Annotated in this window: 19 protein-coding genes; 9 read left to right on the top strand and 10 right to left on the bottom strand. The window is 47.6% G+C overall.

Annotated features, from left to right (window positions below; translation table 11 throughout):
* Positions 1–21: 21 nt before the first annotated feature.
* Together G7035_RS13980 and G7035_RS13975 are read right to left on the bottom strand one after the other, a co-directional pair.
* Positions 22–1,215: a radical SAM/SPASM domain-containing protein gene (locus G7035_RS13980; protein ID WP_016818496.1), complete on the bottom strand. Its 1,194-nt coding sequence runs from the start codon at positions 1,213–1,215 to the stop codon at positions 22–24.
* A 46-nt stretch (positions 1,216–1,261) separates the two neighbouring features.
* The gene (locus G7035_RS13975; RefSeq protein ID WP_016818495.1) at positions 1,262–1,540 is read right to left on the bottom strand and encodes an acyl carrier protein; all 279 of its coding nucleotides are present in this window, start codon (positions 1,538–1,540) and stop codon (positions 1,262–1,264) included.
* 364 nt (positions 1,541–1,904) lie between these two features.
* Here G7035_RS13975 and G7035_RS13970 point away from each other — a divergent pair, with 364 nt between their 5' ends.
* Genes G7035_RS13970 through nagA form a run of 3 tightly spaced genes read left to right on the top strand, consistent with a single transcriptional unit; the run spans position 1,905 to position 4,725 of the window.
* Positions 1,905–2,771, top strand: a complete 867-nt coding sequence (locus G7035_RS13970; RefSeq protein ID WP_016818494.1) for a MurR/RpiR family transcriptional regulator — start codon at positions 1,905–1,907, stop codon at positions 2,769–2,771.
* A 2-nt stretch (positions 2,772–2,773) separates the two neighbouring features.
* On the top strand, positions 2,774–3,502 hold the full coding sequence (gene nagB / locus G7035_RS13965; RefSeq protein WP_016818493.1) for a glucosamine-6-phosphate deaminase: 729 nt from the start codon (positions 2,774–2,776) through the stop codon (positions 3,500–3,502).
* Positions 3,499–4,725 carry an N-acetylglucosamine-6-phosphate deacetylase gene (nagA, locus tag G7035_RS13960; RefSeq protein ID WP_019688471.1) on the top strand — a complete coding sequence of 409 codons (1,227 nt, stop codon included), beginning with the start codon at positions 3,499–3,501 and terminating at the stop codon, positions 4,723–4,725. Before nagB ends, nagA begins: the two co-directional genes overlap by 4 nt.
* A gap of 94 nt (positions 4,726–4,819) precedes the next feature.
* On the opposite strand, the gene G7035_RS13955 is transcribed toward nagA, so the two are convergent.
* Complete coding sequence (locus G7035_RS13955; protein WP_019688472.1) at positions 4,820–5,800, bottom strand: YhcN/YlaJ family sporulation lipoprotein; 981 nt, start codon at positions 5,798–5,800, stop codon at positions 4,820–4,822.
* A 194-nt stretch (positions 5,801–5,994) separates the two neighbouring features.
* Here G7035_RS13955 and G7035_RS13950 point away from each other — a divergent pair, with 194 nt between their 5' ends.
* The gene (locus G7035_RS13950; protein WP_019688473.1) at positions 5,995–7,575 is read left to right on the top strand and encodes an esterase/lipase family protein; all 1,581 of its coding nucleotides are present in this window, start codon (positions 5,995–5,997) and stop codon (positions 7,573–7,575) included.
* Between the two features lie 122 nt (positions 7,576–7,697).
* Here the strand turns inward: G7035_RS13950 and G7035_RS13945 are convergent, their stop codons facing one another.
* From G7035_RS13945 to G7035_RS13935, 3 genes are all read right to left on the bottom strand, one after another.
* On the bottom strand, positions 7,698–8,363 hold the full coding sequence (locus G7035_RS13945; protein WP_019688474.1) for a hypothetical protein: 666 nt from the start codon (positions 8,361–8,363) through the stop codon (positions 7,698–7,700).
* Between the two features lie 70 nt (positions 8,364–8,433).
* Complete coding sequence (locus tag G7035_RS27390; protein ID WP_016818488.1) at positions 8,434–8,574, bottom strand: hypothetical protein; 141 nt, start codon at positions 8,572–8,574, stop codon at positions 8,434–8,436.
* Positions 8,575–8,597: 23 nt separating this feature from the next.
* Entirely contained in the window at positions 8,598–8,960 is a 363-nt protein-coding gene (locus tag G7035_RS13935; RefSeq protein ID WP_016818487.1) for a hypothetical protein, read from the bottom strand.
* Between the two features lie 187 nt (positions 8,961–9,147).
* Here G7035_RS13935 and G7035_RS13930 point away from each other — a divergent pair, with 187 nt between their 5' ends.
* On the top strand, positions 9,148–9,351 hold the full coding sequence (locus G7035_RS13930; protein ID WP_016818486.1) for a hypothetical protein: 204 nt from the start codon (positions 9,148–9,150) through the stop codon (positions 9,349–9,351).
* A gap of 74 nt (positions 9,352–9,425) precedes the next feature.
* On the opposite strand, the gene G7035_RS13925 is transcribed toward G7035_RS13930, so the two are convergent.
* Genes G7035_RS13925 through G7035_RS13910 form a run of 4 tightly spaced genes read right to left on the bottom strand, consistent with a single transcriptional unit; the run spans position 9,426 to position 13,652 of the window.
* On the bottom strand, positions 9,426–10,364 hold the full coding sequence (locus G7035_RS13925) for a DUF4340 domain-containing protein (protein WP_019688475.1): 939 nt from the start codon (positions 10,362–10,364) through the stop codon (positions 9,426–9,428).
* A complete protein-coding gene (locus tag G7035_RS13920; RefSeq protein ID WP_019688476.1) occupies positions 10,361–11,752 on the bottom strand; it encodes a GldG family protein in 1,392 nt (463 codons plus the stop codon). The genes G7035_RS13925 and G7035_RS13920 overlap by 4 nt, the downstream gene beginning before the upstream one ends.
* Positions 11,753–11,757: 5 nt before the next feature.
* Positions 11,758–12,480, bottom strand: coding sequence for an ABC transporter permease (locus G7035_RS13915; RefSeq protein ID WP_016818483.1), 723 nt, complete (start codon positions 12,478–12,480; stop codon positions 11,758–11,760).
* Positions 12,477–13,652: an ABC transporter ATP-binding protein gene (locus G7035_RS13910; protein WP_019688477.1), complete on the bottom strand. Its 1,176-nt coding sequence runs from the start codon at positions 13,650–13,652 to the stop codon at positions 12,477–12,479. The genes G7035_RS13915 and G7035_RS13910 overlap by 4 nt, the downstream gene beginning before the upstream one ends.
* A 227-nt stretch (positions 13,653–13,879) precedes the next feature.
* Here G7035_RS13910 and G7035_RS13905 point away from each other — a divergent pair, with 227 nt between their 5' ends.
* The 4 genes from G7035_RS13905 (at position 13,880) to G7035_RS13890 (ending at position 19,078) form a co-directional block, all read left to right on the top strand.
* The gene (locus tag G7035_RS13905) at positions 13,880–15,496 is read left to right on the top strand and encodes an NTTRR-F1 domain (protein WP_147288175.1); all 1,617 of its coding nucleotides are present in this window, start codon (positions 13,880–13,882) and stop codon (positions 15,494–15,496) included.
* 192 nt (positions 15,497–15,688) lie between these two features.
* Positions 15,689–16,780, top strand: coding sequence for a glycosyltransferase family 2 protein (locus G7035_RS13900; RefSeq protein ID WP_019688479.1), 1,092 nt, complete (start codon positions 15,689–15,691; stop codon positions 16,778–16,780).
* 57 nt (positions 16,781–16,837) lie between these two features.
* Entirely contained in the window at positions 16,838–17,932 is a 1,095-nt protein-coding gene (locus G7035_RS13895) for a tetratricopeptide repeat-containing glycosyltransferase (protein WP_019688480.1), read from the top strand.
* A gap of 51 nt (positions 17,933–17,983) precedes the next feature.
* Positions 17,984–19,078, top strand: a complete 1,095-nt coding sequence (locus G7035_RS13890) for a glycosyltransferase family 4 protein (RefSeq protein WP_016820099.1) — start codon at positions 17,984–17,986, stop codon at positions 19,076–19,078.
* The last annotated feature ends 31 nt before the right edge of the window (positions 19,079–19,109 follow it).

The following is a 19,109-nucleotide window of genomic DNA, read 5'->3' as shown; positions in this document are numbered from 1 at the left end:
CCATAGGAGATCCATAGGAAACTAAATGTATTTCAGAGAGCCTGCCCCGTGCAGATACAGTACACTGCATTTGGAGCACACCGGCGTCAATCCTTCATGGTTAATCTTTTGACGGGTTTTTTCATACGCATCCGAGTTCCATATTTCCTTCAGACTGTGCTCACGCAAACTTCCAATTGTGAACTCACTGAAAAATTTGCAAGGCATAACCTTTCCGTCTGGTAAAATATCTGTTCTGGAGGTGAGCGCCAAGCAATGATTGGAACAACGGCTGACCATTTCCTCGCCATGTATAAATTTATCAATTTCCTCATAATCCAAGCCGGGCTGATAGCGCACGCGAATGTTCCATACCCGCTCATTGATCCGCTGTAATTCCTGCATCAGAGGGTCAATGTTAGCCGGGTTGATTTTATATTTGAAAGCATGCCAGCTACTAATATTTTTTTCTTCAAGTTGTCGGAGCCAGGAGAAATTACGTGTAAAATATTCATCCATTTTAAAGGAGGTTTCTTTGGAAATGTACCAGGGGAACGTCAGCAGCACCAGATCCAGCCTCTTGTCCTCCAACATTTGCAGAAATTCGTACATCCGTCCGATCATGTTATCGTTAATGACCGCATGGACAGTTACCCGTCCCTTGTACAATCCCTGATCGCGAAGTTCAATCAGCTTATCCATCTGCCGCATTGTTTTTTGAAAGGTGCCTTTACCGCGTATTAAATCGTGTTCTCTTTCAAAACCTTCAATCGCTATTAACAATTCCAGATTTTCAGACAAGTCCAAAATCCGGTCCAAATATTTATCAATGAGTAGTCCATTTGTACAAAAGGTCATTTCACGCCGATCTTCCGCCAGCACGTCCAAAATTTCATCAAAGCGCCGGTGAAACATCGGTTCACCACCCCACATGTACAGTCGGGACTTAACCTCCTTCGTTTCGCTCAAAATCTGCCGGAGCATGTCCGGGGCAAGATCCATATTCTGTTCTTCTTTATCCATCTGGTGATGATAGCCTTCCTCGTTCCATTCAAAGCAGTGCGTGCATCTTAAGTTGCAACGGTTGGTCAGCTTAATACCGATCGTCTGGGGCATGTCCGTTTTGAAAGCAGGGTCCTGTGTTGCGTTACGATAAGACACGGAAGCGTTTTTCAGGTTACGCTTGATGAGCTTGAAAGCCTTCTCATCAATCAGCACATTGCTTTTGGGCTGCATGCTAACACCTCGTTTAATGGATTTTCAGGCAAAGTCTACCCTACGTTCAGACTGTCTCCATACCTTCCGGGTGCGGCACTTGCTCCGCATCGCTCATTTCTTGAATGTAACTGCAAAACGCATCTACTGAACGGAGATGTTCCAACTCAAAGGAATCAAAATCAATCTCCACATCAAATGCATCCTCCACTTGCAGCATGAAATGAACCAATTGCAACGAATCTAGTCCTGCATCATGAATAATGTCCGAATGTCCATCCAGCTTAGCGACCAATTCAGGATCTTCCTTGACCGCGCTGATCATTTCAATCACTTGGCTTTGCATAGCAAACTCCTCCTTGTGAATGAGATACTACTCTTCCGTCCAACGATGCCGTCTAAAAAGCTCCTAGAAAATTTCCTTGCTTGGAACTATATTCAATTATACTCCTCCATTGAAGAGACAAGTCAATAGGTTGTTTTGTAAGTAAAAGTCGCAAGATGTAAATTAATGTATGATTACTTCTACAAATTTTTCTGCATTCATTATTCATTTTATAGAAGCTACACTTGAAAGCGATCAGCCTCTCTCCTCTTGTATGAAAAGCGTAATTATTTTACAATATATACGAAAATATTTTTCTTTATTTTTTCTAATTAAACGATACTTTTTTTCATAAAAGCATTATATAGCTAAAGGAGCACAGCCCATGTCCCCCATTCTTCATACATTATCCCATCGACTGGATCAGTTGCCCGTACAAGAGCGTAAGCTGGCGGAATCTATCCTGCAAGCCCCAGAAAATGTGCTGCACCTGGGTATTCGGGAACTGTCAGAGCGTTGTGGTGTGAGTGCCGCAACCGTTACACGGTTTTGTAAATCACTCCATTTTAAAGGGTATCCCGATTTCAAAATGAAGCTGGCCGCCGAGTTGTCCCATTCCAACCTTACAGGTGAAGAATCCTATCAGGACATTGTGGCTGGAAATTCACTTTCCCGCATCGTGAAAGCTATTCAGGCAAACCATACGGCCTCCATCGCGGACACGACCCGGCTGCTGGATTTCGACAAGCTGGAGCATGCCATTGCATGGCTGTCAGCCACAAGCCGTATTGATCTCTATGGGATGGCGACATCCTCAATTGTGGCGCAGGATTTTTACCAGAAGCTGATCCGTATTGGCAAGAATAGCACTGCCTTCGCGGATTCTCACATGCAGATCACCTCTGCCTCCTCGCTCGGAGCGGAGGATGTAGCCTTTGCCGTCTCTTATTCAGGAGAAACCCAGGAGACGATTGCGGCTCTACGGTGTGCAAAGGAACAGGGTGCCAAAACATTATCCCTGACCTCCTTCGGAAACAATACGCTGGCAAGCCTTGCGGATATTGCGCTATTTTCCTCTTCATTGGAGGAAGGAATGCGACGTGGAGACATGGCCTCCCGCATCGCCCAGCTTCATATTATAGATATCCTGTTTACAGGTATGGTGAGCGCTAATTTTGACAAATATATTCCGAGATTGGAAGGTTCATATCAACAAGTGAGTAAGCTCAAAAAACAACCAGGGGGTCACTAAAGATGAACATTCGCATTTTGAACAGCCGTGAAGACCTGAACGCTACTGCTGCCACTGTGATCGCCAGCTTGCTGCTGTCCAAACCACAAGCTATGCTGGGCTTGGCCACCGGTAGTACGCCGATAGGCATTTACCGACATCTTGCAGATATGTACCGCAAGGGACAGGTGAGCTTTGCACACGCCTATTCCGTCAATCTTGATGAATACGTTGGCCTTGCCCCAGAACATCCGCAGAGCTATCGCAGCTTTATGAATGAGCACTTGTTTCAGCATATCGACATTCCCATATCTCATACACGCGTCCCTAACGGGGATGCACTAGATCTCACAGCAGAATGTGCAGCACACGAGCAGGCCATTTTGGATCATGGACCTGTGGATCTCCAATTGCTTGGCATTGGTCATAACGGTCATATCGGCTTTAACGAACCCGGTCACAGCTTGACCGGAGCCACACATGTTGTAGATTTGAAAGAAAGAACGCGCTCAGCGAACGCCCGATTTTTTGGTGATATAGATGCAGTCCCCAGACAAGCAGTGACGATGGGAGTTGGCACCATTCTGAAGGCGAAGCAAATTATGCTGGTGGCCTTTGGCGCAGAGAAGGCCGACATTATAAGGCAGGCTTTAACTGGCCCCGTCACAACGGAGTGTCCGGCTTCCCTGCTGCAATGTCACCCCGATGTGCTTATTTTATTGGATCAGGAAGCAGGAGGATGGTTCAAATGAAGTCAGATGAACTGAACGGTAACATACCGCAGCTATTGTATGGTCAAGTCGTCGTTGGGAATGACATCATCGACAACGGAGTTGTCATCATTGAGGGGCAATCCATCGTATACGTTGGATCAGAGGAGGATTTGCCCGTGGATTGGACCTCAGTGGTCTTGGGCAATCCAGAAGAAGGTGCCACACAAGCGGCGAATATTGTTCGTCTGGAAGGGGGTTACCTGCTACCAGGCTTTATCGATATTCATGTTCACGGCGGCAACGGTGAGGACTTTATGGACTCAGATTCGAGGGTGCTGGATGCCATCACCTCCTTTCATAGTTCACAAGGAACGACGGCTATGCTGGCTACCACGATGACCGCGCCCAAGGAACGAATTGACCGGGTATTAAAAGAAGTTCACACATACATGGCACTTCCCATGCCCCATGCTCAGTTGGAGGGGGTGCATCTGGAAGGACCGTTCATTAGTCCGAACTGGGCAGGAGCACAAAATCCGGAACATATCGTGCCTCCGAACCTCGCTTGGGTGGCAGAATGGGAGCAGTGCTATCCGGGCCTTGTTCGCCAGGTCACACTTGCGCCTGAACGAAAAGGCGCCCTTGAGCTCATCACATGGCTGCGGAGCCACGGCATCACCGCGGCGCTCGGTCATACGAATGCTACGTATGAGGAGATTGAACAGGCAGCATCGGCGGGCCTGAACCATGCAGTCCACACCTTTAATGCCATGACTCCGCTGCACCACCGCAAGCCGGGAGCTGCGGGAGCTGTACTTGTTGATCCGCGCATTGAAGCAGAAATCATCGCAGATGGCATTCATGTGCATCCTGCCGCCATTTCCCTGCTTGCCAAGTTAAAGCAGGACCATAACCTCATCCTCATCACCGATGCCATGTCTGCTACTGGACTGGAAGACGGTCATTATACACTCGGCGATTTGCCAGTGATTGTACAGGACGGTGTCGCACGATTGGAGGATGGCGTCACTTTGGCAGGAAGCACCCTAACGATGATTGAGGGCTTCCGCTATCTGGTTCAACAGGTAGGCTTGAGTATTCCCGAGGCATCACAAATGGCCAGCCTGAATCCAGCTCGATCCCTGAACATAGCTGATCGAACAGGTTCACTTGAAGCAGGTAAACAAGCAGACATCTTGTTGCTGGATGCTGACTTAAATTTGCAAGGGATATGGATTAAAGGAGTTCGCAAATCGTTATAGTTATATAATCCCCGCAAAAGAAAGAGCTATTCCATCAGCGTAATTGCCGAGATGGGATAGCTCTTTTTTGGATATTCACATTTAAGGGTTTGAATTAGCGATGATTCATTGGTGCGGGCGTATTATTTTGTGGACGTATTGGTGTATTCTGCATTGGACGGTTTGTATCTGCCGCCGAAGTCGGGAATACACGTTCAATCACATCCACCATTTCATTGCTCAAGCCTCTGATCGGATGACCATTTTGTACACTGCGTGTAAAGTCAGAGGTTTGTTTAACAAAGTCCGGGTTAGCCGATACATGCACCTGTTCAATGGAAGGAGCAAATTGCTTAATCTTGTTAGCAATACGACTCTTGACTGCATCACTTGGTTCATATGCAGTTCTTGCTCCCTCGATGGTGTTGTTGCCGTTATCTGTGCGATTGTTGTTGTTCGTCAAGCCACGCAACATACCATACGAGCCTGTACCCATTGTTCCGTACAAACCGTCGTCACGACGTGCAGGTGTTCCAATCCCGGTAACTCCATTATCTGTCATTCCAGGCGTTGTAGTACCTGTAGTACGGTTCCCTCTAGTGCCATTCACGCCATTCACACTCGGTACATTTCCGTTACCCCCAATACTATTAGCACTTGGAGTACCGTCAATGCTTGGAGCATTGACACCCGTTCCGTTGGCTTGGTCTTTCAAGGAAACGGCTACATAGGCATGTCGTTCACCGACCAGCACTGTCGCAGACTTTACATCCGGCATCTCGGATATACGTTTGGACAAATTGCGATCGACTTGCAGATTACGGATTGGGTGTCCGGTTCTGTTGCCATTTTCATTCAATGACATCCCGTCCATACCGTTGGATTTAACCCCATAACGATTCACACCATCCATACGGTTTACACCATCTAAACCATAACGGTTCACACCATCCATATGCTGTGTGCTTTGCGCGTTATAGCGTGTACTGTTCGTACGAACGTTATGATCAGCATTTCCACACCCGGTTAAAGCAGCCATGCTGGCGAGTAAAGCAGCTGAAATCGTAAAACTGATGACTTTTTTAGTTCCTGGCATGAACTCATCCTCCATACATATAAAATGTGTGACGAGATTAGCATGCGCCATCAATCTTAGGGATATCCTGACTAAAAAATGACTAAAAAAATAAAATTTTAATGTAAATATGAAATACAATTGATGATTTACCACAAGATGGCATGTATAATAAGTTTGAAATACTTAATTTTACAAAAAGGAGGATTTACAGTTTGAAGAAGCTCACCGTTTTGATGCTCATTTTTTTGTTATCCGTCACTCTTATCCCCGCCGGTGCTTTTGCAGGCTCCACTACACCTGAAGCACCGAAAGCTCCCGCCGGAAGCTGGACAGAAGGCCCACCACCTAATCGCGTTGATCCTGCCAAGCCTGCATTATTGTTTGTACATGGTTTGAACAGTAGCGCCGAAGTGTGGACCAAGAATAATAACGATATGCTTCAGAAAGCCCGTGACGCTGGATACCAGACGGCCAGCATTAATCTGTACGATGCGAATGGCACATCCCAGGATATGTGGGACAATGGCAAGCTTCTAGCCGACAAAATCAAAGTCATTAGTAATCATTTTGGAAAAAAACTCATCATCATCGCCCACAGCAAAGGTGGAGTGGATACTCAAACCGCTCTCGTGTATAACGGAGCAGCTCCTTATGTACAACGTGTCATCACCCTCAGCAGTCCCCATCATGGCTCACAACTTGCAGATCTCGCCTACAGCAGCTGGGCCGGATGGCTGGCAGATATCGTCGGCTCACAAAATCCCGGCACCTCTACTTTACAAACATCTTATATGAAGTATTTCCGAACTAAAACCGATGCACTCAGCAACGCAACTACAATTCCGTTCTTCACGTTTGCTGGTGATAACTGGTCTGGTGGCACTGCTTCCTACATACTGGGTGGACTTTATCTCTCATCCTTCGGCAAAAATGATGGGGTGGTCACAGTCGACAATGCTAAACTTCCCGGTGGACGTGTAGTTAAAGTCGGTTCCTGGGATCATGCCAAGGTTCGTACCGGTTCTTACGTCTTCTCCCTGATCCTACCTTACCTCCAAGCGAACACTCCAGCATTGAATCAGGAAACTGAGGCATTTTCAGCAGCATCTTCCCTGACCGCTTCTGCTGTACAATCCACCTATAACGAGATCGATAATTCATATTTTATTCGAGGCGGCGATTATAACGGAAAAGCCTCCGAAACCCTTACGGTTGAAAATGGTGTCCAATCCATTGATCTGGACTGGATCAGTGATAAACGTGTAAGCCAGCTTGAGCTGACCAAACCTGACGGTACTAGCGAATTGCTTCATGTGAAAGCAGGTCGTGATGAAGAAATCTTTGCTGGTGCCTGGCATCATAGTGCAGTAGTTACCAATCCCCAACCAGGCATCTATAAGTTGAATGCCGTTATTCCTGATCATGGTGCGTATCTCCTGATTGCACGCTATCATGCCGTTCAAGTCCCTGAGCTCAAATACAATCTAAATGCAGTGGGTCCAAGGCTAAACCTGAAGTCCCAGGATTCCCCGGCCAGCGTCACACAAGTCACTTACCAAGTTCAATACTATGGTGATCCGCAACAAGAAATCACTACAGCGTCCAAAGGTCTGACGTTGCAGCAAAAAACCGTTAACCCTACTGGGCAAATTGAGCTTTCTAAAGCGGACAAGCCGGGCATCTATTCCGTAACGTATGAAATTAACGGTACCACAGCAGCAGGATATCCTTACCGCCGCACAGCAGTTCAATCCATTTATATTGATGCTGACGGTAACAAGTATGTTGACTAAATAAAACTACAATTTAATAAGCCTGCAAACACCTATTATAGTATGGGCGTTCGCAGGCTTATTTATCATTCCAAACATCTTTAATAGAGATAATACGATGTAATCTATGCATTGTGTTCTGTTCAATCCGTTGTCTGATTCTTCAGTTTATTCAGCCAATAGTAGCGATGTAGCTCCATAATAAAATGAAAAAGAACAAATGCAAGCATGGAATAAACACACATCAATACTGTAGCAACGAATTGTTGTGTAGCAAAACCAAGGGAAAGATTGGCTATCAAATAACCAGCCCCGGTAAATGTGGTCATTGTTACTACAGCTTCTCGCTTGTGTTTTTTCTTCACTTTTGGTTCTTTCTTATAAGTTGAAGGATCTTTGAATTTCGTCAGATGATATTTTATATAGCAGTATAAAGCGATTCCATAAGCGGCAAAAGAACTTATAAAATACCATGGGGTATCCAGACCCAACATACCATAAGCAAACTTTTGTGTCATGATCATGAAGCCAATAGAGCATACCAAACCAAATACACCACGGAATAAAACATAATTCAATTGCAATTTGCTTGGCATGATGACCAGTACAAGAGCCCAAATATTAATCACAACAATCGGTGGCATCAGCACATAAACATAGACTGCAATGTAGGGGTTTCCCATTAAGGGAATAGTTAAAAACAGATCTAACAGCAATAAAACAAGAATGATAACATTGGAACGAATACGGTTAACTGGATACAACTTCATATTTTTTTCAAATAAAGCCCTGCTATCACTCATAAACATACAAGCCCTCCGTCACATAAGTTAAACCTACCGATAAGGATAGACAAGACTATATCCAATGTCCACTTTTCTAAATCTCTGTCTTCAGCTCTTGCCGCAATTCTTCAATAAAATCAACCATGATACTTTGAACAGCATCTTCACGGGACATACGTATATACCGACTCGTCCTCTGAATGTCTTCCTCGAACAAATAAAGTATCCTGCTCATGGCCTCCTGATCCCCACGTTGTGCTAATTTGAGCCATTGGACGAACTCAGCATCCGAAATAACTCTTTGAGCATTTTCTTTTTCCATTTATTCACCGCCTGTTGGGATAGCTTTAACTCTTTTGCAATCTGCGCTTCGGTTTTATCTAGTATGTAAAGGTCAAAGATGATCATTTTTCCGATCTCAGAAGATAGAGAGTTGATAAGCTGTAGTGTGTACATATTAGAGTTTACAGATTCTGCAAAAGATGGGGCGCTGACAGTTTCGTTCTTTTCCATTACAAATTCATGATTGGTTTGTACCCGAGCACGATACTGGATTCTCCAAGCAATGCGGTACAACTTCTTACGGTATTGTTCGACCAATGTTAGCTGAGATTTCTCCAATATAAATCACCCTTTCTCTTTGGATTTGACTTTTTCTAAATCCTCATATTATAGGGTAATTTGCAATCCTGTTTTACAACCAAAACAGAACATTTGTTCTTATTTATTATACTATTTTTACAATCAGTTGTATATGGTTCTTTTAATTTACCTTCCTTTATATATGGCTAAAAAGGAGGGAAATACATTGCAGATGGATGATGCTCTTTCTCTGGTTACCAACGTAGGCTTTCCGGCTGGACTTTGTTTTATTTTATTGCGGCACATCCTGCACACGATGGAAGAAAAGTTGGATAAGCTGGATCTCTCACTTCATGAGCTGATTCAGGTCATCCAAGATTTAAACGTCAATAACAGCCCTTCTTCCAAAAGCAGCAAGCCTGATGAATAACGCACACAAAAAAGCTCCACGCGGCGATTATTCGCCGTTGGAGCCTCTTTGTTCAGCTATTATAAATGTAATGATTATTGGCTAGCCTTAGCCTGGTCATGACCATTCTGTTCAGCATGGTTCACGTCAGATGCTGACAGGCCATAAGCCCAGTTGCTTTGTGGCGGTACAACCCACACGGTATCCGGATCATCGTTAAGTGTCCAGCCCTGATAAACCAGCTGGGAATCCTCCTTACCCAACGATATACTCAGCGTAAAGCGGTGAACAGGCTTGTTCAGCTCGGAGGCTTTGCGCAAAGCCTGATTGCTGGCCAGGTTTTTGATTTGCTGTGAGAGGGAAGTCGCCGTGTCACCCACTACCGACTTTCCGTTTAGCGTCCAAGATGCGGAAGCACTATCTCCAGTTCCACTGTTACCGGAGGAACGGAGCATCCATGAGGCATTCTGGCCTTCCCACTCTATCCCGCTCAGCTTGGTATCATCCCAATCAAACGGCGTTGTGTCTGTAAAATCATCAGCATCCAGCAGCAAACCCGAAAGTGTATCTATAGGTACGGAAGCTATCTCTTTTTGGTCTGATAGTACATAAACAGCGTCTCCAGAAGGCAGCGTATCACCGAAGGCAAAGGTGCGAACGTCACCATTCTTGGTCTTAATCTCAATCTGGTCATGGGTAGCGCTGATTCCATATTTGGCTACGTCTTTGGGAGATGATTCCACGACATCACCCAACTTTACATTTTGAATCGCGGCTAGCCAATTGTCTAATGTATATTGATTTAACGGGTAAGATCGCGGCTTACTCATGCTCCATTTGCCATCATGTTGATCAAGTTCCACCGACTTGCCGTCCTTTCCAGTGATCGCAAAAGACGTAATATCTTCTTGCGTAAGCTGAACGAGCTGGCGAGCGGCCGGAGCTTGTTCACGAAAGAAATTTTGGCTCTTGGCATAGATTATACCCGCTCCCAATACGACTAACAGCAGCACTGTGGGTATCCATTTTCTCATGCACTTCTTCGCCTCCACCATAATAAGATTCCGACAACCGCAAACAGCAGCGGCAATCCGACGACAGATATGGCTAATACCGTTTTCGCTTGTGCAGCAGTCAAATAAGCTACCTTAAAATCCTGCTCCTGACGAGGACGAATAGTGAGTCCATCAGAGTGTTCCTGTACATAATTCAGACTATTCAGCACAAAGTCTCGATTCCCTCCTGTGCTAATCTCCGTGTCGCTTAGGAGGGCTGAGGTTCCGAGAATAACCGCTTTGGGCTTGCCGTCTTTTCCTTCTACCGCGTAACCGAGATCAAGCGGCCCCTGTGGGTCCTTGTCATCCTTCTGCGTTTCGTTGTTCAGCAGTCCCTGAATATTCATTTCACCATAGCTAGCTGCAGAAGATTTTAGCAATAGCGTCGTCTTCCAATCCTTCTGTTCTCCTGCCTGCAAAGCAATAGATAGCGAAAGAACAGGATACAGATTAGAGGGCGCCAATTTATCGGTGATCGCATGACTGCCAAAGGTGGGAACCGTCCACAGAGGACCAAGCGTATTCGTCTGTTCCTGATCCACCACGATAGCATGAGTATCTTTCACACCATAATCAGCCGCTAATGCGTCAAGGTTTTTCCAGCTAGACCCCATGTTCGGGTGAAATCCTAACGCCATAAAAAGCTTTCCACCGTCATTCAGATACGTACGAATACTCTTCAGTTCCGTCACGCTAATATCCCGTTCGGGTCCGACAATAGCCAATACAGACGCATCTTTGGGCACACTACCCGCTTGATTGAGCTGAACTTCCTCTGCTTTCACATTATCTTGCGCCAGCGAGCTGCTTAATTCGGTCATTTGGGACAAAGGAATTTCCTCATGCCCTGTCAGAAAAACCACTTTCCCTTGGCGGGTAGACGATAATGCCAGCAGTCCACTGGTCAGCTTTTCCTCCCCGGTAAATTGGTATGCTCCCTCACTACTCCCCTGAGCCTGCGTAAATAGACTCCCAATATCTATAACCCGCTTCTTCTCTCCTTGCACCAACACGATGGATGCTGCTGTAATCCCATATTGCTTGGCCAGTATCGGTTCCTGATTCAAATCATATTGCTCGACCTTGAGCTTGTTGTTACGCTTGGCATACTCATTCAGCATATCCGTAACATCCCGGTTCAGCTTCTGATTCTGCGAAGTGGATACGGTAAAGGCAATCAATCGTACGTTTTCCTTCACACCCTGAATGGTCGTTAACGTCTGATCAGACAGCGTATACTGCTTGCCTGCCGTCAGATCCAGTTGAAAGCCTCCCAGCGAACGCAGAAATAGCGTCAATAAAATAAAAATCCCTACAGCAGCAATCGATAGTACCATACTATTGGTATGACCCAGCCATTTTTTCATATTCATTACCTCCACCGTTTCCGTTCAACCACTTGGATACTAAATAGCAAAAAGAGCGCCGCCACCGTCACGTAGTACATCACATCGGCTCCATTCAGCAATCCTTTGGTGAAACTGTCAAACCGTGCGGTTAGTGAAAAAGGTTCCAGCCACTGCTGCAGCGCCGCAGATGCGCCCGTTTGTCCACCAAACGAATCCAGCATCCAGAACACGAGCAAGAGAATAAAACTGACGACCGCGGACATCATCTGATGCTGTGAAAGCGTCGATGCGAATAAGCCAATCGCCATCATGGCTGCGCCAAGCATAAACAGGCCGATCACGGATGTAAATACGAGCGTCCAATCCAGCGACCCATAAAAGGACATCACGACCGGATACGCCAGACTGCACAGCACCAGTATGAGCAACATGCCTAGCGATGCCAAAAATTTACCTATCATGATTTCCGTTACACTCACAGGTGAGGTAAGCAGGAGCTCATCTGTACCTTGCCTGAATTCCTCTGCAACCAGCCGCATCGTGAGTAGGGGGACAACAAACACCAGCATGGACAATGTGTCACCGAGTACCAGCCGATAGTCCAAAATACTAGGCTGATACATCACAAAGTTCGTGTAAAATAGTAACCCCGTCAGCAACATGTACACCGCAAGCGCAAAATACGTCGTTGGAGTCCATAGATAGGCTTGCAGCTCCTTTTGACAGACTGCGAACAAACGCCTCATGACTGTTTACCTCCTGTATCCTTGTCTTCATCGACCTTGTTATCGCTGGCCAAGGCTTCTCCATGATCCACCGTGTTGACCGTTGCTTCATTCTTAGAGGTATGTAGAACATGAACCGCTGGATCGTCGCCTCCACCTTCTTCCGTCTCGCGGGTCGTTAATTGCTGGAAGATGTTTTCCAAGCTTATGTTTTCTTTTTTCATTTCCATAATCGGAAGCTTCGCATCCGACAGCACAAAAAACAGTTCTTCGCGAAAATCCTCATTAGAAGCTCCTGTAAGCAACAATCCAGTCAAATCCTGCTCTGTGACAGCCAGCTTCGTATTCGCTGAAGGCAGAGTAGGTGACGAAGGTTCAACTTGTACTTTTCCCCAAGCTCGTAGGACATCCATTACCTGCTCACGCTTGCCTTTGACCTCCACCTTCACCTTGAATCCGTCTTCCATCGAACCGCCGAGCGCGTCAGGACGCCCGTCCATGACCAGTTTGCCTTCGTGGATGATCAGAACCCGATTGCACAAAGCATCCACCTCAGGCAAAATATGCGTGCTGAGCAATACCGTATGATTTTCACCAATCTCCTGAATGAGCTGACGAATCTCCAAAATCTGATTGGGGTCCAAACCCGAAGTCGGTTCATCCAGCACTAGTAAGTCCGGGTTGTGAATAATCGCACCTGCCAGTCCTAAGCGCTGTTTATACCCTTTGGACAAGCTGCGGACCAATTGTTTTTCACGTCCATTCAGACCCAATCGGGATATCATCTCTGAAATACGCAGCTTCTGCTCTCGCGCAGGCACGTCCCGAATACTAGCTACAAACTTTAGGTAGGATCTTACAGACATATCCCCATACAAAGGAGGCATCTCCGGCAGATAACCAATTTTGGAACGAGCCTGTCTGCCTTTATCCTGAATCGGGATACCGTCGATCGTAATTACTCCCTCGTTTGGCTGAAGATACCCTGTAATCATACGCATTGTCGTCGTTTTACCCGCACCATTTGGCCCCAGGAAACCAACAATTTCACCGCGCTGCATTTCAAAATCCAACTTATGTACGCCCCGGTTGCCCTCATACCACTTGCTCACCTGTTGTACTTTGAGCACATGTTTCACCCTTTCATTGTTCGTGATCTTCCCTATGCTGCTCTCCCACCTAAAATGTTGCATGAGTAGCGGAGCGGTCTCCTCGAACTTCATGCTACACTTTTAAATTCTAATGATAATCCCCCACATATAGCTTCAGCTTAACGTCACTTAAATAGAAGCTTAAAATAATGTGTCTAAAATGTGAACTGAAAAAATGCGCATCTATCCTCGTAAACTTGTACGGTTCGCCATGGTATGGATTCGCATCTACTATCATTACAACGTGTGAAGGGAGTGTATAAAAAGCGATGAGTGTATTATTTACCAATCTAGTTTCTAACGGCGACTTCGAGACCGGATCAACCCTTTTTTGGAACGCTGTCAATGTCACCGTCACTAACTTATCCGTGAAAAAGACAAACTTTTATAGTGCGATCATGGCAGGAGGCGCGGCAGATGCATCTCTTTCCCAGGTCGTTTTTGCCACACCAGGCGAAAGCTATACGTTAAGCCTTTCAGCTGCGAAAATAGGAAACTTGGTCAATCCTCAAATCAACATTTTTCTGTACTACTATGACACAAACTTTAACTTCCTTGGCACGGGGCTGACTACCTATTTGAGCGCAGGCACATTACCGGATGCTGTGAATGGAACATGGCAAAGCCTGTATGAAGTAACAGCTCCTGTTCCAGCGAATGCTACCTATGCATTTTTGGTTATTACCAAAAATGCCACAGCTAACACTGCTGATATAGCCATTGATTCCGTTGCCCTTGTTAAAGCAAGTGCAGCTGGAGCTGTGGGACCAACCGGACCTGCTGGGCCAACTGGTGCTACAGGCGCTAGCGGCGATGCAGGTGCTACGGGGCCTGCCGGACCTACGGGTGCCACGGGCGACGTTGGCGCTACGGGACCTGCTGGACCTACAGGTGCCACAGGCGACACAGGCGCTACGGGGCCTGCCGGACCTACGGGTGCCACAGGCGACGTTGGCGCTACGGGACCTGCTGGACCTACAGGTGCCACAGGCGACACAGGCGCTACGGGGCCTGCCGGACCTACGGGTGCCACGGGCGACGTTGGCGCTACGGGACCTGCTGGACCTACAGGTGCCACAGGCAACACAGGCGCTACGGGACCTGCTGGACCTACAGGTGCCACAGGCGACACGGGCGCTACGGGGCCTGCCGGACCTACGGGTGCCACAGGCGATGTTGGCGCTACGGGGCCTGCCGGACCTACAGGTGCTACGGGTAACATTGGCGCTACCGGACCTGCCGGACTTACGGGTGCCACGGGTGACACGGGCGCTACGGGGCCTGCCGGACCTACGGGTGCTACGGGCGACGTTGGCGCTACTGGACCTGCCGGACCTACGGGTGCTACGGGCGACGTTGGCGCTACGGGACCTGCTGGACCTACAGGTGCCACAGGCGACACAGGCGCTACGGGGCCTGCCGGACCTACGGGTGCCACAGGCGACGTTGGCGCTACGGGACCTGCTGGACCTACAGGTGCCACAGGCGACATTGGCGCTACCGGACCTGCCGGACCTACAGGTGCTACGGGCGACGTTGGCGCTACGGGGCCTGCTGGACCTATCGGACCTATCGGGCCTATTGGCGACACTGGACCTGTCGGACCTACGGGCGACACGGGCGACATTGGCGCTACCGGACCTACCGGACCTACAGGTGCTACGGGCGACGTTGGCGCTACGGGGCCTGCTGGACCTATCGGACCTATCGGGCCTATTGGCGACACTGGACCTGTCGGACCTACGGGCGACACGGGACCGATTGGACCAACTGGACCGACCGGGCCATTTGGTCTTGGATTTACAGGTCCAATTGGACCGACCGGACCTATCGGGCCTACGGGGCCGACTGGACCGACCGGACCTACAGGACCGACCGGACTCTAATCTTCTATTATTACCACATCATGGACTTAAACGACGTATCATATCCTACCGCCAAAGCCTCTTAGCAAGTTATGGCTTTGCCATCCTTGCCCTGCCGCAATTGCGGCAGGGCTTCTATAATCAGGTCTCTTTTAATTCCAATTTTAGGTTTGACCTCAATCCTTAAATGGTTCCCAAAGGAGTGATACTCAATTGATCAGCATCAGCCTGTGCATGATCGTCAAAAATGACCAACATACCATCGGCCCTTGCCTTGAATCGGTCCATCATATTGTAGATGAAATCAACATCGTGGACACAGGTTCACAGGATCGGACCATTGACATATGTCGCAGCTTTACAGATCGGATTTTTCCGTTTGAATGGGTAGATCATTTTGCCCTTGCACGTAACTATTCATTTGAGCAAGCTACGCAGGAGTACATTCTCTGGCTGGATGCCGATGACATTTTGAAGGAGCAGGATGCTATCAAGCTGCTTGAGCTAAAGCATACTCTTGATTCCTCAGCTATATCAACCGTGGATGCAGTGTCCATGAAGTATCATTATGCCTTCGATGATCATGGCAATGTCACCCTGCATTTTCGTCGGAATCGCTTGGTCAGACGGTCGGCCGGGTTCCGTTGGCATGGAGCCGTGCATGAGTATCTCGCCGTAGACGGAAATATTCTACATGCGGATATTGCCATAACTCACACCAGAACACATACCCATACCCCGGGCCGAAATCTGCGAATTTATGAGAAGCAGCTCGCCCAAGGCCATGACTTCTCTCCCCGCGACCGCTACTATTACGCTAACGAGCTTAGAGACAATGGAAGATATGAGCAGGCCGTGCAGGCTTACCGAGACTTTCTAAACACCGAACAAGGCTGGGTAGAGGACGCAATTAGTGCATGTGGCAAAATGGCTGACTGTCTGCAACAACTCGGCAAGCTGGAGGAAAGTATTACCGCGGCTCTCCGTAGCCTGACCTTCGATACGCCTAGAGCGGAGCTTTGTTGTCGGATGGGTCATTATTTTTTGCATAAAAATGAGATTCCCAAAGCCGTTTACTGGTACGACATGGCTACCACTCTGAATCCTCCTAACACGCTGGGCCCGGTACAAGACGCATACCAAACATGGTTTCCTCATATCCAGCTATGCATTTGCCATTTTCGGCTAAAAGACTATACACGTGCGAACTGGCACAATGAGCAAGCAGCCACGTACGTTCCCAATGACCCGCATGTCCAGCATAATCGACAATATTTCAGCTCAATCCTGAACCCTTCCCAATAGAGATGCCTCCCATAGCCAGCCATCATTCTTTAAGTCAATCAAAGGAGGAGCAAACCAATGCAACCACAGAAACGGTACAAGATAGCGGTCTATGCCATCAGCAAAAATGAAGCCCGATTCGCCAAGCGCTGGATGAACTCCATGCGGGAAGCTGATGTTGTCATTGTAGCCGACACCGGTTCTACAGACGACACCGTTGCTCTACTGCGCGAGGCGGGTGCAGAGGTACATCCTATTCAGGTAGTCCCTTGGCGTTTTGACAAGGCTCGCAATGAGTCCCTGCGGCTGGTCCCTGATGATGTAGATATTTGTGTCTGTACAGATCTGGATGAAGTCTGGGAGGAGGGATGGCGGTCGCGCCTGGAAAGCAACTGGAAGGATGGAACGACTCGAATGCTGTATGCCTTTACACATGGACAGCCTGGAAGGGATACCGCTTATACATGGTTCTGGAAAGAAAAAATACACACTCGTCATGACTACCACTGGGTACGCCCGGTTCATGAAGTGCTTGAATATATTGGGGAAGGCGAAGAATACAGCATCCGATCAGAGCAACTCCGCTTGTATCATGATCCCGATCCGCACAAGTCACGCAGCCAATACCTTCCACTGCTAGAGCAGTCTGTACGTGAATTTCCCGAGGATGATCGCAATATGCATTACTTGGGGCGAGAATATATGTATCATGCCCGTTGGGACGAATGCATCACTACGCTGCAACAACATCTTACCATGCCACAGGCGCGCTGGGCCGATGAACGCAGCGCTTCGATGCGTTTTATCGCTAGAGCGTATAAGGCAACTGAACAATGGCATGAGGCTGCACGTTGGTTATACCGTGCTATTGCGGAAGCACCCTATTTACGTGAACCTTACACGGAAATGGCTCAGCTTGCCTATCATACACGGAACTGGCCCGCCGTCTATCATATGGTCGAAGAAGCGCTGCGCATTTCGACACGACCAGATACGTATATGCAAGAGGATTTTTGCTGGGATGCTACTTTGTATGATCTTGGAGCCCTCGCTTGCTATGAGTTGGGCCTAATACACAAAGCCTGTGAATTTGCGAAAGAAGCAACAGAACGCTCTCCGGAAGATTCTCGCCTTCGCCATAATTATGCGCTAATTCAATCCAGGCTTCCATAGAAACCCACACCCCGTCCTGTAGGTTGAATAACTTGGTATAAGAACTTGTGGTTGGCAAAGGAGGTTATTGAGATCAAAGTTCTATTTACTTTTTATATACCCAGCGGTGGCGTGGAAACCTTGAACCGCCAACGCTGTAAAGCGCTCATTCAGGACGGGATTGAATGTCATCTTCTCTATTATCAGCAGGGTACAGGGATGCAAAACCTGCAAGGCGATATTCCGGTGTTCATGACTTCCTCTGAAGAAGAAATTCGAAAACTGGTGGAGACTCATCGCTACGATGCAATTATCGTCTCTTCGGACTATCCTATGCTCCCTAGACTGCGAATGTTGGGCTATCAAGGGATATTAATCTATGAATCACAAGGCTTTGGCACTCACGAAGAAGCTGCTTGGGTTGTTGCAGATGCATCTCCGTATCTTCAAAATTATGCTGACGCGGTGCTTCTCCCCGATACAACTCACCTCGTGCAGCTATTTTCCAGCATGTGTCCATGGCTTGATCGTTATGTATTTCCGAACGTATTGGATACTAGCGTATTTAATTATGTACCTAACACTCCCCCGGTTAATCCGGTCATTGCATGGGTTGGGCGGCTTGAGCCCAATAAGAATTGGCGGCATTTTATAGACATATCTTACTGGATGCTGCAAAATCGTGCCGATCTTCGGATTTGGATGTTCTATGATGACACCTTGTCGCAGACGGAGGATAAAATACAATTCGAGAACATGCTTGCTCAGCTTGGCATGTCCACGATCATTGAGCGTTTTAAAAGCGTGCCTCATGCGAAAATGCCTTTGTATTATTCCATGATTGGCGACTCGGGTGGGTATCTGCTCTCGACTTCACTGGTGGAGGGATTCGGCTACGCGGTAGCTGAGGCCATGGCCTGTCGTTGCCCGGTCTTAAGCTCTGATTCAGACGGAGTACGAGCATTCATTGACCATAACGAAACCGGCAAGTTTTATCAGCAGGGAGACATTTTACAGGCGGTACTACAAGGACTAGACCTCATGAACAACGTCCCTCATCGCGAATCTATCCGCCAGAAGGGGCGGACACGGATCGTTAACCTATTGGCGCCAGATAAATATGTGCGCTCCTTCCGGCAGATGATGAGCTCGTTGGGTGTACGGTAACCTGCTATTGTAGTACATGCCGCAAAAGTCT

The sequence above is a fragment of the Paenibacillus polymyxa genome (assembly GCF_015710975.1).
Lineage (GTDB): Bacteria > Bacillota > Bacilli > Paenibacillales > Paenibacillaceae > Paenibacillus > Paenibacillus polymyxa.
This window is presented reverse-complemented; position numbering and strand designations above follow the sequence as displayed.

What these genes read in the sequence shown, in the direction of transcription:
- G7035_RS13980 (WP_016818496.1), bottom strand. Translation starts at nt 1,215, where the DNA reads ATGCAGCCCAAAAGCAATGTGCTGATTGATGAGAAGGCTTTCAAGCTC.
- G7035_RS13975 (WP_016818495.1), bottom strand. Translation starts at nt 1,540, where the DNA reads ATGCAAAGCCAAGTGATTGAAATGATCAGCGCGGTCAAGGAAGATCCT.
- G7035_RS13970 (WP_016818494.1), top strand. Translation starts at nt 1,905, where the DNA reads ATGTCCCCCATTCTTCATACATTATCCCATCGACTGGATCAGTTGCCC.
- nagB (WP_016818493.1), top strand. Translation starts at nt 2,774, where the DNA reads ATGAACATTCGCATTTTGAACAGCCGTGAAGACCTGAACGCTACTGCT.
- nagA (WP_019688471.1), top strand. Translation starts at nt 3,499, where the DNA reads ATGAAGTCAGATGAACTGAACGGTAACATACCGCAGCTATTGTATGGT.
- G7035_RS13955 (WP_019688472.1), bottom strand. Translation starts at nt 5,800, where the DNA reads ATGCCAGGAACTAAAAAAGTCATCAGTTTTACGATTTCAGCTGCTTTA.
- G7035_RS13945 (WP_019688474.1), bottom strand. Translation starts at nt 8,363, where the DNA reads ATGTTTATGAGTGATAGCAGGGCTTTATTTGAAAAAAATATGAAGTTG.
- G7035_RS27390 (WP_016818488.1), bottom strand. Translation starts at nt 8,574, where the DNA reads ATGAGCAGGATACTTTATTTGTTCGAGGAAGACATTCAGAGGACGAGT.
- G7035_RS13925 (WP_019688475.1), bottom strand. Translation starts at nt 10,364, where the DNA reads ATGAGAAAATGGATACCCACAGTGCTGCTGTTAGTCGTATTGGGAGCG.
- G7035_RS13920 (WP_019688476.1), bottom strand. Translation starts at nt 11,752, where the DNA reads ATGAAAAAATGGCTGGGTCATACCAATAGTATGGTACTATCGATTGCT.
- G7035_RS13915 (WP_016818483.1), bottom strand. Translation starts at nt 12,480, where the DNA reads ATGAGGCGTTTGTTCGCAGTCTGTCAAAAGGAGCTGCAAGCCTATCTA.
- G7035_RS13910 (WP_019688477.1), bottom strand. Translation starts at nt 13,652, where the DNA reads ATGCAACATTTTAGGTGGGAGAGCAGCATAGGGAAGATCACGAACAAT.
- G7035_RS13905 (WP_147288175.1), top strand. Translation starts at nt 13,880, where the DNA reads ATGAGTGTATTATTTACCAATCTAGTTTCTAACGGCGACTTCGAGACC.
- G7035_RS13895 (WP_019688480.1), top strand. Translation starts at nt 16,838, where the DNA reads ATGCAACCACAGAAACGGTACAAGATAGCGGTCTATGCCATCAGCAAA.